The following is a 21168-nucleotide window of genomic DNA, read 5'->3' on the forward strand; positions in this document are numbered from 1 at the left end:
CGCCGCCCCCGGCCCCGAGGGCCGCAGGACGGACGCGCTGAGTATATTGGCTGGGAGCCAGTCAACGCAGGAGTCAAGCATGTCCCCGCGAAGCGCATCGGTCAATGAAGAGCTTCGTCGGCGTTCTCGCCAGCGGCTTCTGCAGGCGACGGTGGAGCTGGTCGACGAGCGCGGCTACGAGGCGACGACACTCGGCGACATCGCCGACCGGGCGGGTTCCGCCCGTGGCCTGGTCTCGTACTACTTCCCCGGCAAGCGGCAGCTGCTGCAGTCGGCCGTGCACCGGCTGATGCATCTGACGCTCGAGGCGGCGCTGGTGCGCGAGCCGCGCACCGACGACGGCCGGGAGCTGCTGGCCCGGGCCATCGACGCGGTTCTCGGCCTGGCGGCCGACCACCCGATGCTGCTGCGCACCCACATGGCCGGGATCCTGCAGGCCGACGGTTTCGTGCAGTGCCCGGAACAGCAGCGGCTCGCCGCCCTGCTGCGGGACACGTTGGAGCGCTACGGGTCGCGGGACGTGGACACCGACTACCCGCTGCTGCGGGCGCTGCTGATGGGGGCGGTCTTCGCCGTGCTGCTGCCCGGCGTGCCGATGCCTCACGCACGGCTGCGGGCGGAGCTGTTCCAGCGGTACGGCCTGGACTGGGAGCTCGGCGTCCCGCCGGGCGGTCTCCCGCCCGGCGGAGCACCTGGTCACATGCCGGATCAGTCGTCGAAGCGGCCGTGACGGTCGAAGTAGTCGGGCTGCGTCTGCACATTGAGCTCGTGCATCCGCACCCGCTCGCCGGCGTCGGTCCGGCGGTCGTTGATCTTCAGGACGTCGAAGCCCTTGGCCATGTCGTTCGAGTAGATGTAGCCGTTGTAGTAGTACGCGGACCAGGAACCACCGGTGGAGATGGTGGTGTCGCTCAGCGGGCCGCGCTCGAAGTGGGCGATCTCCTTCGGGTGGGCGGAGTCGGTGAAGTCCCAGACCGAGACTCCGCCCTGGTACCAGGCCTGGACCATGATGTCGCGGCCCCTGACCGGGATCAGCGAGCCGTTGTGGGCCACGCAGTTCTCGGTGTTCGCCTGGTGGCGCGGAATCTTGTAGTAGCTGCGGAAGACCAGCTTGCTCTTCCTCCCCTTGCCGACGATGTCGTAGATGCCGTCGGCGCCGCGGTTCGGACCGATCTCGGCGTTGCAGGTGGCCGCACCGCCACCGCCGAGCTCGTCGGTGAAGACGACCTTGTTCGCCTTCTGGTTGAAGGTGGCCGAGTGCCAGAACGCGAAGTTGACGTTGTCCTGGACGCGGTCGATGACCCTCGGCTGCTCCGGGTTCTCGATGTCGAGGAGGATGCCGTCGCCCATGCAGGCACCCGCGGCCAGGTCCTCGGAGGGCAGCACGGTGATGTCGTGGCAGCCGGTGGTCTTGGAGACGCCCGGATTGGTGGGCGAGCCCGGGTTGCCACCGCCGTCGGGCCCCTCGCCGGGGAACAGCACCGGGAAGTTCACGATCGCCGACTCCTCGGGCGACTCGCGCGGCACCTTGATGACGGAGATCCCGTCGTGCGGCGGCCGGCAGTCGGGGAAGGCGGCGTTGGGCGAGTACGAGGAGACGTACACGTAGACGTTCCGCCGCTCCGGCACCAGCGTGTGCGTGTGCGAGCCGCAGGCCGTCTCGACCGCCGCGACGTACTTCGGGTTGCGCTTGTCGCTGATGTCGAAGATCTTCATGCCCTCCCAGGACGACTTCTCCGTCGCCGGCTGGGTGGTGCTGTTGCAGGAGTTGTCGCTCCGTGAGGAGTCGGTGGACAGGAAGAGCAGATCACCGGAGACGCTGATGTCGTTCTGCGATCCCGGGCACAGGACCTGCGAAACGGTCCTGGGCTGCTTCGGGTTGCCGATGTCGAAGATGCGGAAGCCGTCGTAGTTGCCGGCGAAGGCGTACCGGCCCTGGAATGCCAGGTCGGAGTTGGTGCCGGGCAGCGCATCCTTCGGGATGTTGGCCAGGTGCTCGATGTTGTCGCTGTGGACCACCTGGTCCACAGCGGGTATCTCGCCGTTCCGGATCGCCGACCGGGTCTGGGCGGCCTGGTCCGCGGATACCTTCTCCCGGGCGGGGGCGTCACCCGGATCGGGTGTGGCGACCGCCGGGCCCGCCGCCAGCATCGTGGCGAGCAGTCCGGCCGCGGCGGCGGCGACACCCAGTCGTCTGCGCCGCACTCGGGTGGTGTGCAACAGGATCACTGCGTCCTCCCCTGGTAGCCGTTCGTGGTTGAACGGTTCACGGACCCCGGCAGTATGTTGCCTAGCATGCACATTTCAACAGATGGCAACCCGGACGAAATCGAGGTTTCTGATCAGTGACACATGCGCAGTAAGTGAGAACAGCCGTCCGAGAGGCGCGAGTTCACCAGGAGGTCCCCTTGTCGAACCGTCCATGGACCGCGCGACTTGGCAGCTCCGCCGCTGTCACGGCGGCCGCCGCGGCCGTACTGGCCCTGGGCGCCTGCGAGTCGGGGTCCGACGGCCCCGACAAGGCGGACGGTGCGGCCCGGCCGCCTTCCGTAGTGGCACCGGGGAAACCGGGCGAGCCGGCCAGGACACTGTCCCCGGAGGAGGCGGCCAGGGCTGCACCCGACGACAGCCCCAACTCGGCGGACTTCGGCTACGCGCAGATGATGATCGAACACCATGAGCAGGCGCTGGTGATGACCTCCCTCGTCCCCGACCGCGCGGCGTCGGCCCGGGTGAAGCGGCTCGCGGCGCGGATCGCCGCCGCACAGCAGCCGGAGGTCGACGCGATGCGCGGCTGGTTGAAGAACAACGGCGGGGAGAAGCGGACGGGCGGCCCCGGGCACGACCACGGTGCGATGCCCGGGATGGCAACCGAAGCCCAGCTGGAGCAGCTGCGCGAGGCGGACGGCGGCGCCTTCGACGAGCTCTTCCTGAAACTCATGATCACGCATCACCAGGGGGCCGTCACCATGGCCGCCGATGTGCTCTTCGAGGGGAACAACGTCCAGGTCGAGGAGATGGCCAACGACGTGATCGCCCAGCAGACCGCGGAGATCGGCCGGATGCGGGAGATGTGACGGACAGCGGGCGCGAAGCGGAGACACGCGCAGGACACCCGGGCGGGAGGCTCCCCAGCCGGGCACTGCGGTGCGATGCTGGAATTCCCCCCGCGGGAAGGAGCGCGCCCGTGCTTCGCATCGCCGTCGTCGGATCGGGCCCCAGCGGCGTCTACGCCGCCCAGGCCCTCGTCGAGCAGTCCGCCGTGCCCGACGTCCGGGTCCACATCCTGGACCGTCTCCCCTGCCCGTACGGCCTGGTGCGCTACGGGGTGGCTCCCGACCACGAGAAGATCAAGTCGCTGCAGAACAATCTGCGCACGGTACTCGAGGACGACCGGATCGAGTTCCTGGGGAACGTCGAGGTGGGCGCGCGGGGCCTCGGTCCGCAGAGGCTGCTGGAGCTCTACCACGCGGTGGTCTACTGCGTGGGGGCCGCCAGGGACCGCAGGCTCGGCATCCCCGGCGAGGACCTGCCCGGCAGCCACTCGGCCACCGACTTCGTCTCCTGGTACAGCGCCCACCCCGATGCCGCGCCGGAGCCCTTCACCCTCGGCGCGCGCACGGCCGTCGTCATCGGCGTCGGCAATGTGGCGGTCGACGTCGCACGCATCCTCGCGCGCGGCGCGGACGAGCTGCGCGGCACGGACGTACCGGAGGATGCGCTGGGGGCGCTTGCGGCCAGCCGGGTGCGCGATGTGCACATGGTGGGCAGACGGGGACCGTCGGGAGCCAAGTTCACCACCAAGGAGCTGCGCGAGCTGGGCGCCCTGCCTTCGGCGGACGTCCTGGTGGACCCGGCCGACCTCGCCCTGGAGACCGCGTACGCCGATCCGGCCGCCGTGCCCGCGATCGTGCGGCGCAATCTGACGGTCGTACGGGAGTGGGCCGCCCGGCCGCCGCAGGGCCGGCCGCGCCGTGTCCATGTGCGCTTCTTCCTCCGGCCGGTGGAGCTCCTGGAGCGTGACGGACGGGTGGGCGGGGTCTGCTTCGAGCGGACGGCGCCGGACGGCAGCGGCGGCGTACGCGGCACCGGACGGTACGAGGTGATCGAGGCGCAGCTGGTGCTGCGGGCAGTGGGGTACCGGGGCGTGCCGACGGAGGGGCTGCCGTTCGACGCCGATCGCGGGGTGGTGCCGAATGCGGCAGGACGGGTGCTGCGTGAAGGGTCCTGTTCACCCGGCGAGTACGTGGCGGGGTGGATCAAGCGCGGTCCGACCGGAGTGATCGGTACCAACCGGCCGTGCGCCAAGGAAACCGTGAACTCACTGCTCGAGGACGCGGCGGCGCTCGGGCAGCGGCAGGTCGCCGCGGATCCGGAGGCCGCGTTGTGGGCGGCGGGGCACCGGCCGGTCAGGTGGCCGGGCTGGCTCGCGATCGAGGAAGCCGAGACGGCGCTGGGGCGCACGCTGGGCAGGCCGCGCGTCAAGATCCCGGACTGGACGGGGCTGCTGGACGCGGCACAGGCAGCCGCTTCGGACCGCCCGGACGCAACCCGCTGACCTGCTCGCGCCGGTCCCCGTTGCCCGGCCGGGGTGTCAGCGGCCGGCCAGCCGGCGCTCCTGGCTCTGTGCCGCTTCGAGCACCCGGTCGAGCAGGCCGGGGAACAGCGCGTCGAGGTCGTCCCGGCGCAGACCGTTCATCTTCGCCGTGCCCCGGTAGGTCTGGCGGATCACGCCGTTCTCGCGCAGCACGCGGAAGTGGTGGGTGGTCGTCGACTTCGTGACGGGCAGCTCGACGTCGGAACAGCTCAGATCGGCGTCGACGGCCGCCAGTTCGCGGACGACTCGCAGCCGCATGGGGTCGGCGAGGGCGTGGAGCACGTCCTCCAGGCGGATCTCGTCACGAGCCGGGTGGGCGAGCACTCGGGGGCTGGTCACGGTGGTCACGTCGGCTCCGCTTCGTCCGGGGGAACCCATGGTACGAGACTCCTCGTAGTTCGGCGATCGACGTAGTTAGACGCCCCTCGTAGTTTGACATGTCCCGTACTACGATGACTATCGCACGAGCACGCAAGCCGGCCCCGTACCGAATGGAGCCCCTCGTGAGCGCCTTGTTCGAGCCCTGCACCCTGCGATCGCTGACCATCCCCAACCGTGTCTGGATGGCGCCGATGTGCCAGTACAGCGCCGAGGCCTTCGGCCCCGACGCGGGGGTGCCGGGCGACTGGCACTTCACCCACTGCGCCGCGCGCGCCGCAGGCGGCACCGGACTGATCCTCGTCGAGGCGACCGCGGTGAGCCCCGAGGGGCGCATCTCCCCGGCCGACCTCGGCATCTGGAACGACACCCAGGCCCAAGGCTTCCGGCGTATCACCGCGTTCCTCGAGAGCCAGGGCACCGTGCCGGGCATCCAGCTCGCCCACGCCGGCCGCAAGGCGTCCACCGACCGCCCCTGGAACGGCGGCGCGCCGGTGGGGCCCGAGGACCACGGCTGGCGGCCGCTCGGGCCCAGCCCGATCCCCTTCGACGAGCGGTACGCCGTGCCCGACGAGCTGACGGGGGAACAGATCACCGAGCGGGCATTTCGCGGACGCCGCCCGCCGCGCACTGGACGCCGGCTTCCGGGTGGCGGAGATCCACGGCGCCCACGGCTATCTGATCGGTGAGTTCCTGTCGCCGCACAGCAACCACCGCACCGACGTCTACGGAGGCTCCTTCGAGAACCGGGTGCGCTTCGCGCTGGAGGTCGTGGACGCGGTGCGCGCGGTGTGGCCCGACGAACTGCCGTTGTTCTCCCGCATCTCCGCCACCGACTGGCTGGAGGAGGGCGGCTGGACACCGGAGGACACCGTCCGCTTCGCGCCCCTGCTCAAGGCACACGGAGTGGACCTCCTCGACGTCTCCACCGGCGGCAACGCCGCAGGCGTACGGATCCCGGCCGGTCCCGGCTACCAGGTCCCGTTCGCCGCGCGGGTCAAGGCCCGGACCGGCCTGCCGGTCGCCGCGGTCGGCCTGATCACCGAGCCGGAGCAGGCGGAGAAGATCCTCTCGAACGGCGAGGCCGACGCCGTGCTGCTCGGCCGAGAACTGCTCCGCGACCCCTCGTGGGCGCGCCGCGCCGCACGCGCGCTGGGCGACGAGGTGCGGGTGCCGCAGCAGTACCACCGCTCGCTCTGAGCACCGCGTCCGCACCGCCGACAAGTCGCGTCCGCGCCGCCCGCGTCCGCGCCGCCCCGAAGTCGCGTCTGCGCCACCGATGAGTTCCGGCCCCGCGGGAGGTCTGTACTTCCATTGCCGGGCCGGACCGGGCGCAGAGCGTCCTGCCGGGCCACTGTCGGTGGCCGGGTGCAGACTGGCCCAACCGGGACAAAGGCGTCTGGAAGGAGCGGGCCATGACCGATGTTCTTCTCACCGTGGGCACACGCAAAGGGCTCTTCATCGGCCGCAGGAGCGGCGGTGGCTGGGAGTTCACCGGCCCGCATTTCAATGCGCAGGCCGTCTACTCGATCGGTATCGACCGTCGCCGCGCCGTCCCGCGGCTGCTGGTCGGCGGCGACAGCGCCCACTGGGGCCCGTCCGTCTTCCACTCCGACGATCTGGGGAGGACCTGGGTCGAGCCGGAGAGGCCGGCGGTCAAGTTCCCCAAGGACACCGGTGCCTCGCTGGAGCGGGTCTGGCAGCTGCACCCGGCCACCGAGGCGGAGCCCGACGTGGTCTACGCGGGCACAGAGCCCGCGGCGCTCTTCCGCTCGGAGGACGGTGGCGAGAGCTTCGAGCTGGTCAGACCGTTGTGGGACCATCCGACGCGCTCGCAGTGGGTGCCCGGGGGCGGCGGTGAGGCCGTCCACACGGTGGTCACCGACCCGCGGGACCCGCGGGCCGTGACGGTGGCCGTGTCCACCGCCGGGGTGTTCCGCTCCCGTGACGGCGGCGAGAGCTGGGCACCGTCCAACCAAGGGGTGTCGGCGGTCTTCCTGCCCGACCCGAATCCGGAATTCGGCCAGTGCGTCCACAAGATCGCTCAGGACGCTGTCGATCCGGACCGCCTCTATCTGCAGAACCACTGGGGCGTGTTCCGCAGCGACGACGCCGGGGCGAAGTGGACCGACATCGGGGCCGGACTGCCGTCCGACTTCGGCTTCGCGGTGGCCGCCCACCCGCACCGCGCGAACACCGCCTATGTCTTCCCGATCACCGCCGACTCCGACCGTGTCCCCGCCGGGCGCCGCTGCCGGGTCTACCGCACCGAGGACGCGGGCGAGAGCTGGCAGGCCCTTTCGGCCGGCCTTCCCGAGGGCGAGCACTTCGGCACGGTGCTCAGGGACGCCCTGTGCACCGACGATGCGGATCCTGCCGGGATCTACTTCGGCAACCGCAACGGCGAGGTGTACGCGAGCGCGGACGACGGCGACAGCTGGGAGCTGCTGGCGTCGCACCTGCCCGATGTGCTGTGCGTGAGGGCGGCCGTCATGAAGTGACGCCCGAGCGCCCTCCAGGCGACGGGCCGGGCGTCGCCGGCGACGGGCCGGAACCGTTTCGTGCGCGCGGTGTCGGGCCCGCCCCATAGGATGCTGCCGCCGTACAGGTGACCCGGCAACGGCCGGCGCCTGCTGGATTGACGACCAGCTCCTGGAGACAACCGCCCGTGACTGCACGACCGTTGAAGGAAATCGTCGAGGCGGGGTGGGCCGATGCGCTCGCCCCCGTGGCCGAACGCATCGCCGCCATGGGCGACTTCCTGCGTGCGGAGATCGCCGCCGGGCGCACCTATCTGCCGGCCGGGCAGCATGTGCTGCGGGCCTTCCAGCAGCCGTTCGACGAGGTGCGGGTCCTGATCGTGGGCCAGGACCCCTACCCCACGCCGGGCCATGCCGTCGGCCTCAGCTTCTCCGTGGCGCCCGAGATCCAGCCCTGGCCCCCGAGCCTGGACAACATCTTCCGCGAGATGCACGCCGACCTGGGACACCCCCGGCCCGCCAGCGGGGACCTCACCCCCTGGACCGCTCAAGGGGTGCTGCTGCTGAACAGGGCGCTCACCACCGCGCCCCGCAAGCCCGGGGCGCACCGTGGCAAGGGCTGGGAAGAGGTCACCGAGCAGGCGATCCGGGCGCTCGCCGCGCGGGGCAAGCCGCTGGTCTCCGTGCTGTGGGGGCGCGACGCGCGCAATCTGCGCCCGCTGCTCGGCGACCTGCCCGCCATCGAGTCGTCGCACCCCTCGCCCATGTCGGCGGACCGCGGCTTCTTCGGCTCGCGGCCCTTCAGCCGCGTGAACGACCTGCTGCTGCGCCAGGGCGCTCAGCCGGTCGACTGGCGGTTGCCGTGAGCTGGGTCCTCGGCGTCGACTCCGGCGGCTCCGGAGTACGGGCGGCGCTGGCCGAAGCCGGGGACCTTGCGGGCCCGCGGGCGGACGCCGGCCCGCCGGTGCGGGAGTACGCCGCGACCGCCAACTCGCGCGAACCCGTGCGGACGGGCGACGCCGGGATCGACGTCGCGCACATGCTGGAGCAGCTGGTACCCATGGCGCGGGACCTGTTGGAGCGGGCAGGTGCCGGCCCGCTGTCCGCCGTGGTGATCGGTGCGGCGGGCATGGGCACGCTGGGCGGACGGCTGCGCGCCGAGCTGCCTGCCGCGCTGGAGAGTGCGCTCGGCGTGCGGCGGCTCGGCCTGGCCGCCGACGCGGTCACGGCCTATGCGGGGGCGCTGGGCTGCCGGCCCGGGGCGGTCGCGGCCGCCGGCACCGGAATGATCGCCCTGGGCACCGACCTCGCCGTCTGGCGCCGGGCCGACGGATGGGGTCACCTGCTGGGCGACTGCGGAAGCGGCGCGTGGATCGGGAGAGCGGGCCTCGAGGCCGCGCTGCGCGCCCACGACGGCCGGCGAGGGGGCTCCACGGTACTGCTGGAGCGTATGGAGTCGGTACTCGGCGCCGCCCCGGAGCTGCCGGGAATCGTGTACCCCCGCTCCGACCGGCCGGCGGTGCTCGCCGCCTTCGCACCTGAAGTCGCACGGTGCGCGGATCACGATCCGGTGGCAGCCGGCATCCTCGCGCGGGCCGCGGGCCACATCGCCGAGGCGGCCGCAGCGGTGTGCCCGTCGGCGGACGAAGCACCCGACGGCTGCGAAGTCGCCCTGACCGGCGGACTCCTCAAACTCGGCGAGCCGCTCCTTCGACCGCTGCGGGCCGAGCTGGCCGAGCAACTGCCCCATGCCCGTCAGGTGCCCGCGGACGGCGACCCGCTCTTCGGGGCGCTGCGCCTCGCCGCAGCCCTGGCCGCCGGTGACCTGCGCCTGCCGGTCCATCCGACACTGCTGCACGTACCGGACGGAACACGGCAAACCCACCGCAAGATCCAACCGGATAAAAAGGGACAGACGGCACTCCACCGCCCCCTCCCCGAACAGCCGTGACGACAAAACCAGTAGCATGCGGCGCCATGAGCTCCCCCACTGGGCCCGCACCCGGCCTGCCTGTACGAATGCCGCGACCCCGCCAGTCCGGGCGACACCGCCGCCCGGAACCCGTGGCGGCTCCCGAGGGCGCACCCGCTCTCGTGCTCGCCGTGCCCGGCGCCACCGCGCCGACGACGCGCGGCTTGGCCGAAGAGGTCATAAGCATCGCCCGGTCCGAGCTGCCCGGCCTCGAGGTCGGCATCGGCTACCTCGACGGTGACGACGCCGAGTACCCCACGCTGGAGACCGTGCTCGCGCACACCGCCGCCCGGCGCACCGAGCGGTACGAGATCGCCAAGGCGGCGGGCCGTGAGGTGGCCGAGCCCGAGGGTCCCGCGGCGGTCGTGGTCCCGCTGCTGGCCGGCCCCGACAACGCGCTGATGCGGCGCATCCGGCAGGCCGTCGTGGACAGCCGCGCCGCCGCCGAGCTGACCGACGTCCTCGGCCCGCACCCGCTGCTCGCCGAGGCCGTGCACGTCCGCCTCTCCGAGGCCGGCCTGGCACGCGCCGACCGCGCCCGGCTGTTCACCGTGGCCACGGCGGCCGACGGCATCATCCTGGCGACCGTCGGCGGCGAAGAGGCCGTCCAGGCCGCGGGAATCACCGGCATGCTGCTCGCCGCGCGCCTGGCCGTGCCGGTGATGGCCGCCGCGATCGACCAAGAGGGCTCGATCGCCGCGATCGCCGAGCAGCTGCGCGCCTCCGGCTCCGCGCAGCTGGCGCTCGCCCCGTACCTGGTGGGACCCGAGCTGCCCGCGGGCCTGCTCGACGCCGCCGCCAAGGAGGCCGGCTGCGCGGCGGCGGAGGCGCTGGGGGCGTACCCGGCGATCGGCAAGCTGGTGCTGTCGCAGTACACGACCACGCTGGGGATTGCCCCGCAGGGGCAGGGTGCGCAGCCGCGCTGACGCGGCCGGCGAGGAGCATCCACGCGTGGGGCCCGTGACGGGCGGCTTGTCCGCCCGTCACGGGCCCTTTGCGGTCCGGGGGCGGGAGCGGCCGCTGCGCGGAGCCCGTCCCCTACGCCCTCCCCTACGCCTGGCGGCGTGGTACCCCCATCCCGGAACCGGGGCTCCGCTCCGGACCAGGTACCGCGCCGTCGTCAGGCGAAGGTCACGCAGGACGGCGCCGGGACCGTCAGCCTGCTCGTAGGGGACGGGACGCCGGTCTCCGGGGCGATCGTGTGGCAGGTCACGGCGCCGGAGCGCTCGTTCGCCACGTACAGCCGGCGTCCCGTCGGGTCAAGGGCCAGGTCACGCGGCCAGCGACCGCCGCTCGGGACCGTGGCGGCGAGCGCCGCCCGCTCGCCCGTGCCGTCGAGCGTCAGCACGGCGATGCTGTCGTGGCCGCGCACCGCGACCCACAGGTGGCGACCGTCGTGCGCGACGACCGGCGCCGACGGGTGGGCGCTGCCTGCGGTGCCGGTCGGCACCACCGCGGTCTCGGCGACCGGTTCGAGCAGACCCGCCGACGCGTCCCACCGGCACACGGTGACCGTGGGCTCCAGTTCGCCCAGCACGTACGCATGCCGCCCGTCGGGATGGAAGGCGAGATGACGCGGCCCGGTGCCGGGCCGCAGCGCCGTCTCGCGGTGGGGGGCCAGCGCGCCCGCCGCGGTGTCGAGTGCGCAGATCCGTACGGAATCGGTGCCGAGGTCGACGCTGAGCACCCAGCGGCCGGTCGGGTCAGGCAGCACCTGGTGGGCGTGCGGTCCGGCCTGCCGGTCCGCGACCGGGCCGGCGCCCTCGTGCTGCATGACGCCCGCGACCGGGTCGGGTGTGCCGTCGGTGCCCACGGGCAGGACGCTGACGCTGCCGGAGGCGTAGTTGGCCGTCAGGAGATGGCCCTGCGATACGGCGATGTGCGTGGGGTGGTCGCCGCCCACCGGCACGCGCCGGCCGATCGGGCGCGGCGCCGGACCGGTGGCGTCGAAGGCGGCCACCGCACCGTCCGCGGTCTCGGAGACCGCGTAGAGGACGGTCCCTGCGGGTGTCGTCACGGCGGCGAGGTATGACGGGTCGGCGACGGCGTCGCTCGCCCCCGTCACCGTCAGTGCTCCGGTCTGCGGGTCCACGGCCGCGGCGACGACGCCCCGCCCACCCGCCGAGGTGTACGAGCCGATGAAGACCCGCCCCGCGCTGCTGTCCGCCACTGTGCCGTCCCCTCGCCGGATCCGCGGACGGCCGGTCCGGGACCACGATCACGCCTGTCCGGCGAGACCTTAGCAGTTGGTTCAGACCAATCCGCGGATCAGGCAGGCTCGGTCCGGTTCAGGCCTGGACAAGTGGGGCGCGAGGAGACGTACGCACAGGAGCGGCCAGTTCCGCGAGCGCCCGCTCCAGGCCGTGCAGATGCCGGAGCGCGGCCTCGGCCCCCGGGTGGTGGTGCGGCGCCGGCGCGAGCGACATGGCCACCGTGTCCGACGGCGGCGCGACGAGGGCGTGGACCGCGGCCTCCACCCGTCGGCACGCCGCCGCCAGGCGGGCGTCGTGCGAGGCCTGTGGGTCCGCCGCGACGGCGGCCAGGCCCCGGGCCTCACGGGCGCACTCGTCCAGGAGGTCGAGTACGTGGCGGGCGCGGGCCTTGCGGGCGCGCAGGGGTGAGAGCGGGTGCATCAGCGGCGCGAGCGACAGCCGGACCCTTCCGAGCAGGGCTTCCAACTCCGTGATGTGCACGGCCGGCTCGGCGTCCGCCGCACCGGCCAAGCGGGCCGCGGCCTCAGCGGTGCAGCGGTGCACGCAGCGCACGGCCTGCTCGATCCAGGCGTGGGTGGTGGCGTGCGTGGTGACGGGCAGGACGAGCAGCACGGCGAGCATCGCGCCCAGCGCACCGACGGCGGTCTCCGCGAGCCGGAGCACCAGCAGGCCCGGCTCGAGGAAGCCGAGCAGGCCGTACAGCAGACTGACGAGGACCGTCACGGCGAACATCATCCAGCTGTAGGACACGGCCGCGGTGTAGAAGATGCCGAAGACGCACACGGCGACGAGGGCCGCCGTGGGCGCGGCCGCGCCGTGCAGCGGGACCGCGACCAGGACGCCGACGCCGATCCCGAGCAGCGTGCCGAGCACCCGGCGGAAGCCACGGACCAGTGTTTCGCCGCGCGAGGCGGTGTTGACGAACACCCACCAGGCGGCGCCGACGGCCCAGTACCAGCGGTCGCCGGAGACGACCTGGCCGGCGACGAGTGCGAACGCCCCGCCGGCGACCGCCTGGACGGCCTGTCGCGTGGTGATCCGGGCCAGTCCCGACCCACCCGGCAGGGCGGGGACGGCCGGTGCCGGCAGCCGCCGCTCGTAGCACCACACGCCGAAGCGGACCGCCGAGGAGGCCAGGACGGCCAGGATCACGGCGGCGTACACCTCGGGCAGCTGTCGGGGCGCGGTGTGCAGGAACTGCGCCACGAAGAACGTCATGAACGCGAAGGTGCCGAGCGCATGGCCGCGCGGCCCCCACCGCCGGACGTACACCCCGGCCCCGGCGACGGCGAGGAACGCCAGGTCCCGCGCCACGGCGTGGTCGTGGAGCCCGGCCGCGAGTGCCAGGACGGGGAAGCCGACGGCCGGGAGCAGGGCGGTGGTGGCCGCCTGGCCGCGGACCGTGCGGTCGGTGACGGTGAAGAGGGCGAGGAGCGCCGCGAGCCCGCCGGTGACGACCGCGGGCAGCGCGAGACCTGCGAGAGCGCACACGGTGACCGCCAGGCAGACGGCGAGCACCGCCCGCAGGGCGCTGCGCAGACGCAGACGCCCCGGATCCGCGGCGACGAACATCCTCTTCAGCACTGCTTACCGCCCCCGTTTCGTTCCGGCATGAAAAAGGCGCCGCGGATTCCGCAGCGCCATCGACCCCACCATGACACCATCCTTGACCCCGATGGCTCAACTCATCACCGGTCGACTGGGCCATTGGCCCATTCCCTCTTCCCGCTCCTTTCCAACGGCCCGGCCATTGGCCCATGGTCGAGCCGTCGCTCGCTCGAGGGACCCCGCAGCGCCCCGGCGGCCGGACCGGTGGTTCTGGCCGTCCATGGGTACCCGCCGTCTTCCGGAGGCCGGCGGCCCGAGGGCGGCCGCCGCACCGGAGTCGAGAACGGAGGTGCGGTCCCATGGCAACGGCAACGCAGACGGTCTCCGTCGACGCCGGCGACGTCACCCTGGTGGGAGACCTGGTACTGCCCGACGCGGCGCGGGGCATGGTGTGCTTCGCCCACGGCAGCGGAAGCTCGCGGCACAGTCCGCGCAACCGGGAGGTGGCCGGGGTGCTGCAGCGGGCCGGACTGGGCACGCTGCTCATCGATCTCCTCGGTGCGGAAGAGGAGCGTGTGGACCGGGTCACCGCGGAGCTGCGCTTCGACATCCCCCTGCTCGGCCGGCGCGTGACGGCGGCGGTCGACCGGCTCGGCGAGCGGGCGGACACCGCGGCGCTCCCCCTCGGGCTGTTCGGTGCGAGCACCGGCGCCGCGGCCGCCCTGGTGGCGGCTGCGGCGAGGCCGGACCGGGTGCGCGCGGTGGTGTCCCGGGGCGGTCGGCCGGATCTGGCGGGCGAGGCGCTCCCCGGGGTGCGCTCCCCGGTACTGCTGATCGTCGGCGGCGAGGACCGGCAGGTGCTGGAGCTGAACGAGCAGGCGGCCGAGCGGCTGACCGTCGAGCACCGGGTGCTCGTGGTTCCGGGAGCCACCCATCTCTTCGAGGAACCGGGGACCCTCGAGCGAGCGGCGGAGGCGGCGCGGGACTGGTTCCTGGACATGGAAGCGGAGGGCGGACGATGAACCGGGCACCCGCAACCACACACGGGCCGGGCGTGCGGACAGGGGAGCAACCCGACACCGAAACGTCACAAAGTGTTAGAAAAGAGACATGACGGGCCGGTCACCTGGTCCCCTGTGCGGCAGGCCACCCGTCGCCGACGCGCCCGCCCGGCGCCGGCGCCCTGATCCGGGAAGTGGAGCGCTATGAACGGGCACGGGCCCGACACGTCGCGCCGCCCGCTGCGGAGAACCCGCCCGCTGTGGGGAAAGCGGGAGTCCCTGCTGGGCGCGCGCACCGTCGCCGGTCAGGTACTGCTTCTGCAGGTCGCGGTCGCGGTGCTGCTGATCGCCGCAGTGGTGGCCGTTCTGGTGCTGCAGGCTCGGCACGACAGTGAACAGAACGCACAGAACCGGTCGCTCGCGACCGCCGCCGCCTTCGCCCGTGCCCCAGGCACCGCGGCGGCGCTCCGGTCGCCGGATCCCACCACCGCGCTCCAGCCGTTGATGCAGAAAACCGGGCAGGCCTCGGGGGTCGACTTCATCACCGTGATGGCCCCGGACGGGACCCGGTACGCCGACAGCGACCCCAGTCTGATCGGCGAGCGGAGTACGGGCGTCGAGCGGGCTGCGGCCGGGGAGGCGATCACCGAGATCTTCGAGGGGGCTCCCAACGACGCCGCCCGGGCGGTCGTACCCGTCGTCGGTCCTGACGGCAGGGTCATCGGCCTGGTCCAGGCCGGTGTCGGGATCGAGAACGTGGGCAACGCCGTGGACCGGCAGCTGCCGATGCTCCTGAGCTGCGCCGCGGCGGCACTCGCACTGGCCACCGCCAGCGCCGCCCTGGTGAGCCGACGGCTGCGCCGCCAGACCCGGGGCATCGGTCCCACCGAGATGACCCGGATGTACGAGCACCACGACGCGGTCCTGCACGCCGTACGCGAGGGGGTACTGATCGTCGGCGGTGACGGACGGCTGATGCTGGCCAACGACGAGGCACGCCGCCTGCTCGAACTGCCGCCGGACGCGGACGGGCGCCAGGTCGCGGAACTGGGGCTCGACGCCGGCGTCACGGCACTGCTGCGATCGAACCGCGCGGTGACGGACGAGGTCCATCTGGCGGGAGACCGGCTACTCGCCGTGAGCATCAGACCCACGGCACCGTACGGCGGTCACTTCGGCACCGTCGCGACACTGCGGGACACCACGGAACTGCGTGCCCTGTCCGGCACGGCCGAGACCGCCCGGCAGCGCCTGAAGATTCTTTATGACGCCGGGACGCGGATCGGCACGACGCTGGACGTGGTGCGGACCGCGGAGGAGCTGTCGAGTGTGGCGGTTCCACGGTTCGCGGACTTCGTCACGGTCGAGCTGCTGAACCCGGTGCTGCACGGCGACGAGCCCGCCGGTGTGCCGACGGAGATGCGGCGGGCCGCGCTGACCGGCATCCGCTCGGACCACCCCTTCCAGCCGGTGGGTGACGTGATCCGCTTCCTCGCTCCCGCCACACCGATGGCCGAGGCCCTGGCCGGCGGACATGCCGTGCTCGAGGCGGATCTGAGGGGCGCGGACGGCTGGCGGACCCAGGACCCCGAGGGCGCCGACCATGCCCTCGCCTACGGCGTCCACTCGCTGCTCTCGGCCCCCTTGCAGGCCCGCGGTGTGGTGCTGGGCATGGTCAATTTCTGGCGTTCGCAGCGGTTGGAGCGCTTCGGGGAGGAGGATCTGTCCTTCGCGGAGGAGCTGGCGGCGCGAGCCGCCGTGGCCATCGACAACGCCCGCCGTTTCACCCGCGAGCACACCATGGCGGAGACCCTCCAGCGCAGTCTGCTGCCGCACGTGCTGCCCAGTCAGGGCGCCGTGGACATCGCCTACCGCTATCTACCGGCCCAGGCCCGGGTGGGCGGGGACTGGTTCGACGTCATCCCGCTGCCCGGCGCTCGGGTCGCCCTCGTCGTCGGGGACGTCGTCGGCCACGGACTGCACGCCGCCGCGACGATGGGCCGGCTGCGCACCGCGGTGCACAACTTCTCCACCCTCGATCTGCCGCCGGACGAACTCCTCTCCCGGCTCGATGAGTTGGTGAGCCGCATCGACCTCGACGACCCCGGCGGGGGCGGAGAGGGAATCACCGGCGCCACCTGTCTGTACGCGATCTACGATCCGGTGCCCGGCCTGTGCACCTTCGCGACGGCCGGCCATCTGCCGCCGGCCCTGGTGCATCCCGACGGAAGCGTGGAATTCCTCGAGGTACCCGTGTCCCCTCCGCTGGGGCTGGGCGGCTTCCCGTTCGAGTCGGCCGAGGCGCGGCTGCCGGAGGGCAGCCGCCTCGTCCTGTACACCGACGGGCTCGTCGAACACCGCGACCTCGACCTGGACGCCGGTCTGGAGGCACTGCGCGCGGTCCTGGGGGGCCACCTTGACCGGACGCCCGAGGAGACCTGCGAGGCGGTGTTCGACGCCATGCTGCCCTCTTCCCGCCGGGACGACATCGCGCTGCTCGTCGCCCGCACCCGACTGCTCGACGAGGACCGGATCGCCTCCTGGGACGTCCCGCAGGACCCGGCCGCGGTCGCGCCGGTCCGTAGCGCGTGCAGCCGTCAGTTGGACGCTTGGGGGCTGGAGGAGGCGGCGTTCACCACCGAACTTGTGCTGAGCGAACTGATCACCAACGCGATCCGCTACGGCAACGAGCCGATCCGCGTACGGCTGCTCTACGAGCGCACCTTGATCTGCGAAGTGTCCGACGGCAGCAGCACCTCCCCGCATCTGCGGCGGGCCGGCACCACCGACGAGGGCGGGCGCGGCCTGTTCCTCGTGGCCCAGCTGGCCGCGCGGTGGGGCACCAGGTACACCCCGACCGGGAAGGTGATCTGGACCGAGCAGTCGCTGACGGACGGGCAGGGGTCGGCGGAGCTGCTGGTGCCGACCGATGCCGAATGGTGACCCGACGCGTCATTGGCCGGCGCCCGGCGGGCCGGAGTGGGCCATTGGTACGGTGGAAGTCCGTGAAGCGCGCCGCGAAAGGGCCCGACGGACCATGGCGGTGGACGAACTCGACACCCGCATCCTGAGGCTGCTGATCGAGCAGCCGCGCACCAGCGTGCGCGAGTACGCGCGCATCCTCGGCATCGCGCGCGGCACCCTGCAGGCCAGGATCGACCGGCTCGAACGCGACGGCGTGATCACCGGCACGGGCCCCTTCCTCTCCCCCGGCGCGCTGGGGCACCCGGTGCTCGCCTTCGTCCACATCGAGGTGACGCAGGGGCACCTGGACGAGGTGGGTGACGCGCTGGCCGCCGTGCCGGAGATCATCGAGGCGTTCTCGATCACCGGGGGCGGAGACCTGCTGACCCGGGTCGCGGCGCGGGACAACGAACATCTCGAGGACGTGATCCAGCGGCTGATCAACCTGCCCGGTGTGGTGCGCACCCGCACCGAGATGGCTCTGCGCGAACGGGTTCCCTACCGGCTGCTGCCGCTGGTCGAGTCCGTCGGCCGGTCGGCCGGGACACAGCGCTGAACGTAGGCCGGGCGGCCGGAACACAGCGCTGAACGCGGCACTTGGCATGCTGGGGGCATGAGCACCGGGCGCACCCCTTCGGTCATCTTCGATCTCGACGGCACACTCGTGGACAGTGAGCCGAACTACTTCGAGGCCGGGCGCCGTGTCCTGGCCGCGCACGGCGTGCTCGGCTTCGGCTGGGAGGAGCACACGCGCTTCATCGGCATCGGCACCCGCGAGACGCTGGAGATCCTGCGCGCCCGCTATGCCATCGACGCCCCGCTCGACGAGCTGCTGGCCGCGAAGAACAGCGCCTATCTGGAGCTGGCGAGCACCTCGACCGAAGTGTTCCCCCAGATGCGTGCGTTCGTTCAGCGCCTGTCCGAGGAGGGCGTCCCGATGGCGGTGGCCTCCGGCTCATCCCGGGCCGCCATCGAGGCCGTGCTGGCCGGCACCGGTCTCGCCCCGTACATGTCCGTGACCGTCTCCGCCGAGGAGGTCGGCCGCGGCAAGCCCGAGCCGGACGTGTTCCTGGAGGCGGCCCGCCGGCTGGACGCCGCGCCCGGCGACTGCGTGGTTCTGGAGGACGCGCCGCCGGGAGCGGCGGCCGCCCGGGCGGCCGGCATGCGGTGCATCGCCGTGCCGTACGTCGAGGACACGGCCGGCGACACCGCGTTCCTGGCTGCCGACCTGCTGTTCCCGGGCGGACAGCGCGAGTTCACGGCGGCGGCCGCGTACGGGTGGCTCACGGGCGCGGTGTGACGCCGACCGACTCCCTCGGCCGCCCCTCGCGGTCCGCGGTGTCGCTCAGTTCGCCGCGCAGCCGGCGGGCACGCAGCACAAGGAGCATCTCGAAGCGGCGGTCCGCGTCTTCGAGCACGTCGCCCCAGAGTTCGCGGATCTGCCGCAACCGGTAGCGGGCCGTCTGGGGGTGGATGCCCAGGCGTTGCGCCACCTCCGGGGCGCCGCCCGCGGTCTCCATCCAGGCGAGCAGGGTCTCGGCCAGCCGCCGGGACTGGGTGGGGGCGAGGCCCTCCAGAGGGGCGAGACAACGCCGGGCCGCCGCGTCGATCAGCTCCCCGGACGGCAGGAGCACGAGTTCCTCGGTGCGCTCGGTGCAGTTCAGCACCTCACCGTCGGGCAGCAGTCCGCACGCGACGAGCCGGACCGCCGTCTCCGCCCAGCGCAGCGACGTCGCGGCGGCCGCGAGCGGCACCGGCGGGCCGACCGCGCCCGACCAGCCGGCCGTGGCGCGGCGCAGGGTCTCGGCGCGGCCCGCGGTGCACGGCTCGGGGATGACGACGCGCGGCTGTTCGCTCTCCATGTCGAGGAGGATGCCCTGTTCCACGGCCGGGGCGACGGCTTCCCTGGCAGGGCGCACAAGGACGCCGACGGCCACCGTCGTGGGCAGTTCCCAGCTGATGCGGGCCGCCCGTTCCGCGAGCGCGCCGGGCGGGTCGCCGCGGTGCTCGACGAGCAGCAGGTCGATCAACTGGCGTTGCAGGCGCAGCCGTTCGCCCGCCCGGCGGGCCGCGGCCTCGGCGTAGCCGCGTACCGACTGTTCCACGAGGCCGTCCAGATACTCGAAACCGGATTCGGCGAGCTCGTACATGGCGGGTGCTGCGATGTCGACCTGCTGCCCGATCTCGGCGAACCTCCGCCACGCCAGCCTCACGCCGAGCCGGTAGGTGGCCTGGAGCGAGTCGAGGCTGCGGCCGTCGCGCCCCTCCCCCCGGCCGAACTCCTGGAAGACCTCCGGCGGTACGCGGGGGTGCCCGGCGCCGGAGGCGAGATTGTGTACGAAGCCCTCGATGGCGCGGCGGATTCCGACGAGCGCCATCGGCTCGCCGGACTCGTCCTCGACGAGCTTCAGATGGGGGTACTCGCGCCGTATCTCACCGAGGATCTCCTCTGCGAGCTCCTGTGCCCCGCCCAGGGCGACGGCGGCGAACCGGTCGACCTGCGCCTTGGGCACCTCGCTCCACGCCGGGCGTGTCATCGACCGGGCCGGGCGGTGTCGTAGCTGATCAACGGGGTGTTCGGTTGCTCCGGTGTGGTGTTCAGCACGGTCACCACACCCAGGGCGGTGCCCACGGCGAGCGCCGCGGCCAGCGCCGCGGTCACGGCGGCGGCTAAGAGTCTGCGCATGTCGGGTCAGCTCCTTGCTGGAGACGATCCCCACCCCGTCGGCCGGCCCCCACCGGCTGTCCCACAGTGTTGACAGTACATTGACATTCCGTCAAGGGGCCGCCTACTGTCGTGAGCCCTCGAGGGCTGACCGGCCCGGGGTCCGTGCATCTCCCTGTGAATCCATTCGATCCAGGAGTGTCCGGATGCGCCGTACCGCTTCACCGACCTCGCTCCTCCTGTTCGGAGCAGGTGTCTTCCTGCTCGTACTGGCTCCCCTTCTGGCCTGGTACGTGGCACCGCACGCCAAACGCACACCGATCGACGTCGACACCACGACCGTGTTCACCGGCACCGGAAGCTACTTCGACACCTCCGAGGTGAAGACGGTGCACGGGACGAGAATCACCGTGACCCGGCAGGTCCGGGGTGATGTGGCCGACAGCGAGAAGAGCGGCAACGCCGTGTGGGACGTGTCCACTTCCATCGACACCGACGCCACCCTGCCGGCCGCCGACACCCGGGACTCCCTCCAGTGGACGCTCGAACGCTGGGTGACGGACCGGGCCACCAATGAGCCCGTGCACTGCTGCGACGAGTCCCCCGTCTTCGACGGCGAGGCCTACCTGAAGTTCCCCTTCGACGTCGAGAAGCGCTCCTACCGCTGGTGGGACGCCACGCTCGGCGGTGTCGTCCAGCTCCGCTACAGCGGCCTGAAGAAGGTCCAGGGCTACCAGGGACTGCGGTTCACCGGCAGTGTCCCGGCGACCATGACCGGTGTGCGCCAGGTGCCGGGCCGGCTGGTCGGAATGGACAGGACTCCGCAGGTACTCGCAGAGGAGTGGTACGCCAACAGCGCGATCGAGCTGGTCGTCGACCGCCGCACCGGCCGGATCATGCTCGCGGCCATCGGGCCGCGCAAGACGCTGCGCGCACCGGGCTCGGGCAAGGACGCCGTCGTCCTGCTGGAGAGCGCACGGCTCGCCTTCACCCCCGAGACGCAGCGGCAGCAGGTCGAACTCGCGTCGGGCGACAGCCGCAGACTCGCCGTCCTCGGCTCCACCGCCCCGGTCGGCGCCGCGGCCCTGGGGGCCGTGCTCGCACTCGTCGGTGCCGCGCTGGTGGCACGCGGTCGCCGCCCGACCCCGGATCGTACGAATGCTCACTTGATGACGAGTCCGTCCGTCTGACAGCGGAAGAAGTTGTCATACCGGTGAGTAGCCGTGTGCCGACGGCATGTCGAAAACTGGCTGTCCCCACCGAAGCACGGCCCCCCGGTCGCTCTCTCCCCCACATCCCCCACCCTGGCATCGCCTCCCTTTCATCCCCTCCGCACCCCGAAACGAGTTG

General features: G+C 72.4%; 18 protein-coding genes and 1 pseudogene. 13 read left to right on the forward strand and 6 right to left on the reverse strand.

Translation table 11 applies throughout. From position 1 onward, the window contains the following. Positions 1–79: 79 nt before the first annotated feature. Positions 80–730, forward strand: coding sequence for a TetR/AcrR family transcriptional regulator (locus IE198_RS11005; protein WP_189885280.1), 651 nt, complete (start codon positions 80–82; stop codon positions 728–730). Here the strand turns inward: IE198_RS11005 and IE198_RS11010 are convergent. After that, the gene (locus IE198_RS11010; protein ID WP_189885282.1) at positions 709–2229 is read right to left on the reverse strand and encodes an LVIVD repeat-containing protein; all 1521 of its coding nucleotides are present in this window, start codon (positions 2227–2229) and stop codon (positions 709–711) included. The genes IE198_RS11005 and IE198_RS11010 overlap by 22 nt on opposite strands. Positions 2230–2408: 179 nt before the next feature. Between IE198_RS11010 and IE198_RS11015 the strand changes: the two genes are divergently transcribed. Both IE198_RS11015 and IE198_RS11020 read left to right on the forward strand, forming a co-directional pair. Continuing rightward, on the forward strand, positions 2409–3077 hold the full coding sequence (locus IE198_RS11015; RefSeq protein ID WP_189885284.1) for a DUF305 domain-containing protein: 669 nt from the start codon (positions 2409–2411) through the stop codon (positions 3075–3077). A gap of 110 nt (positions 3078–3187) precedes the next feature. Then, a complete protein-coding gene (locus IE198_RS11020; protein WP_189885286.1) occupies positions 3188–4558 on the forward strand; it encodes an FAD-dependent oxidoreductase in 1371 nt (456 codons plus the stop codon). Between the two features lie 36 nt (positions 4559–4594). On the opposite strand, the gene IE198_RS11025 is transcribed toward IE198_RS11020, so the two are convergent. Further along, on the reverse strand, positions 4595–4945 hold the full coding sequence (locus IE198_RS11025; protein ID WP_189885288.1) for an ArsR/SmtB family transcription factor: 351 nt from the start codon (positions 4943–4945) through the stop codon (positions 4595–4597). A 155-nt stretch (positions 4946–5100) separates the two neighbouring features. On the opposite strand from IE198_RS11025, the pseudogene IE198_RS11030 reads away from it, so the two are divergent. From IE198_RS11030 to IE198_RS11050, 5 genes and pseudogenes are all read left to right on the forward strand, one after another. After that, positions 5101–6175, forward strand: a pseudogene (locus IE198_RS11030) (NADH:flavin oxidoreductase/NADH oxidase). A gap of 215 nt (positions 6176–6390) precedes the next feature. Then, positions 6391–7476 carry a WD40/YVTN/BNR-like repeat-containing protein gene (locus tag IE198_RS11035; RefSeq protein WP_189885290.1) on the forward strand — a complete coding sequence of 362 codons (1086 nt, stop codon included), beginning with the start codon at positions 6391–6393 and terminating at the stop codon, positions 7474–7476. 167 nt (positions 7477–7643) lie between these two features. Next, positions 7644–8321, forward strand: coding sequence for a uracil-DNA glycosylase (locus IE198_RS11040; protein ID WP_100105949.1), 678 nt, complete (start codon positions 7644–7646; stop codon positions 8319–8321). Further along, positions 8318–9406, forward strand: a complete 1089-nt coding sequence (locus IE198_RS11045; protein WP_229833834.1) for an N-acetylglucosamine kinase — start codon at positions 8318–8320, stop codon at positions 9404–9406. The genes IE198_RS11040 and IE198_RS11045 overlap by 4 nt, the downstream gene beginning before the upstream one ends. Positions 9407–9432: 26 nt before the next feature. Then, entirely contained in the window at positions 9433–10353 is a 921-nt protein-coding gene (locus IE198_RS11050; protein WP_189885291.1) for a sirohydrochlorin chelatase, read from the forward strand. Between the two features lie 194 nt (positions 10354–10547). Here IE198_RS11050 and IE198_RS11055 read toward each other — a convergent pair whose 3' ends face one another. Together IE198_RS11055 and IE198_RS11060 are read right to left on the reverse strand one after the other, a co-directional pair. Continuing rightward, positions 10548–11597 carry a lactonase family protein gene (locus IE198_RS11055; protein WP_189885293.1) on the reverse strand — a complete coding sequence of 350 codons (1050 nt, stop codon included), beginning with the start codon at positions 11595–11597 and terminating at the stop codon, positions 10548–10550. 118 nt (positions 11598–11715) lie between these two features. After that, complete coding sequence (locus IE198_RS11060) at positions 11716–13224, reverse strand: FUSC family protein (RefSeq protein ID WP_189885295.1); 1509 nt, start codon at positions 13222–13224, stop codon at positions 11716–11718. 323 nt (positions 13225–13547) lie between these two features. On the opposite strand from IE198_RS11060, the gene IE198_RS11065 reads away from it, so the two are divergent. From IE198_RS11065 to IE198_RS11080, 4 genes are all read left to right on the forward strand, one after another. Then, on the forward strand, positions 13548–14210 hold the full coding sequence (locus IE198_RS11065; RefSeq protein ID WP_189885297.1) for a dienelactone hydrolase family protein: 663 nt from the start codon (positions 13548–13550) through the stop codon (positions 14208–14210). A 183-nt stretch (positions 14211–14393) separates the two neighbouring features. Next, the gene (locus IE198_RS11070) at positions 14394–17132 is read left to right on the forward strand and encodes a SpoIIE family protein phosphatase (protein ID WP_189885299.1); all 2739 of its coding nucleotides are present in this window, start codon (positions 14394–14396) and stop codon (positions 17130–17132) included. A gap of 94 nt (positions 17133–17226) precedes the next feature. Then, complete coding sequence (locus IE198_RS11075) at positions 17227–17709, forward strand: Lrp/AsnC family transcriptional regulator (RefSeq protein WP_189885301.1); 483 nt, start codon at positions 17227–17229, stop codon at positions 17707–17709. 57 nt (positions 17710–17766) lie between these two features. After that, positions 17767–18453 (forward strand): HAD family hydrolase, encoded by a 687-nt coding sequence (locus IE198_RS11080; RefSeq protein WP_189885303.1) that lies wholly within the window; start codon positions 17767–17769, stop codon positions 18451–18453. Here the strand turns inward: IE198_RS11080 and IE198_RS11085 are convergent. Further along, entirely contained in the window at positions 18437–19690 is a 1254-nt protein-coding gene (locus tag IE198_RS11085) for a PucR family transcriptional regulator (RefSeq protein ID WP_189885305.1), read from the reverse strand. The genes IE198_RS11080 and IE198_RS11085 overlap by 17 nt on opposite strands. Next, positions 19687–19839 carry a hypothetical protein gene (locus IE198_RS11090; protein ID WP_189885307.1) on the reverse strand — a complete coding sequence of 51 codons (153 nt, stop codon included), beginning with the start codon at positions 19837–19839 and terminating at the stop codon, positions 19687–19689. The genes IE198_RS11085 and IE198_RS11090 overlap by 4 nt, the downstream gene beginning before the upstream one ends. Before the next feature lie 185 nt (positions 19840–20024). On the opposite strand from IE198_RS11090, the gene pgfA reads away from it, so the two are divergent. Continuing rightward, on the forward strand, positions 20025–21008 hold the full coding sequence (gene pgfA / locus IE198_RS11095; protein WP_189885309.1) for a cell envelope lipid trafficking protein PgfA: 984 nt from the start codon (positions 20025–20027) through the stop codon (positions 21006–21008). The last annotated feature ends 160 nt before the right edge of the window (positions 21009–21168 follow it).

Origin of the sequence: Streptomyces xantholiticus (genome assembly GCF_014651015.1) — a bacterium.
GTDB classification, from domain to species: domain Bacteria; phylum Actinomycetota; class Actinomycetes; order Streptomycetales; family Streptomycetaceae; genus Streptomyces; species Streptomyces xantholiticus.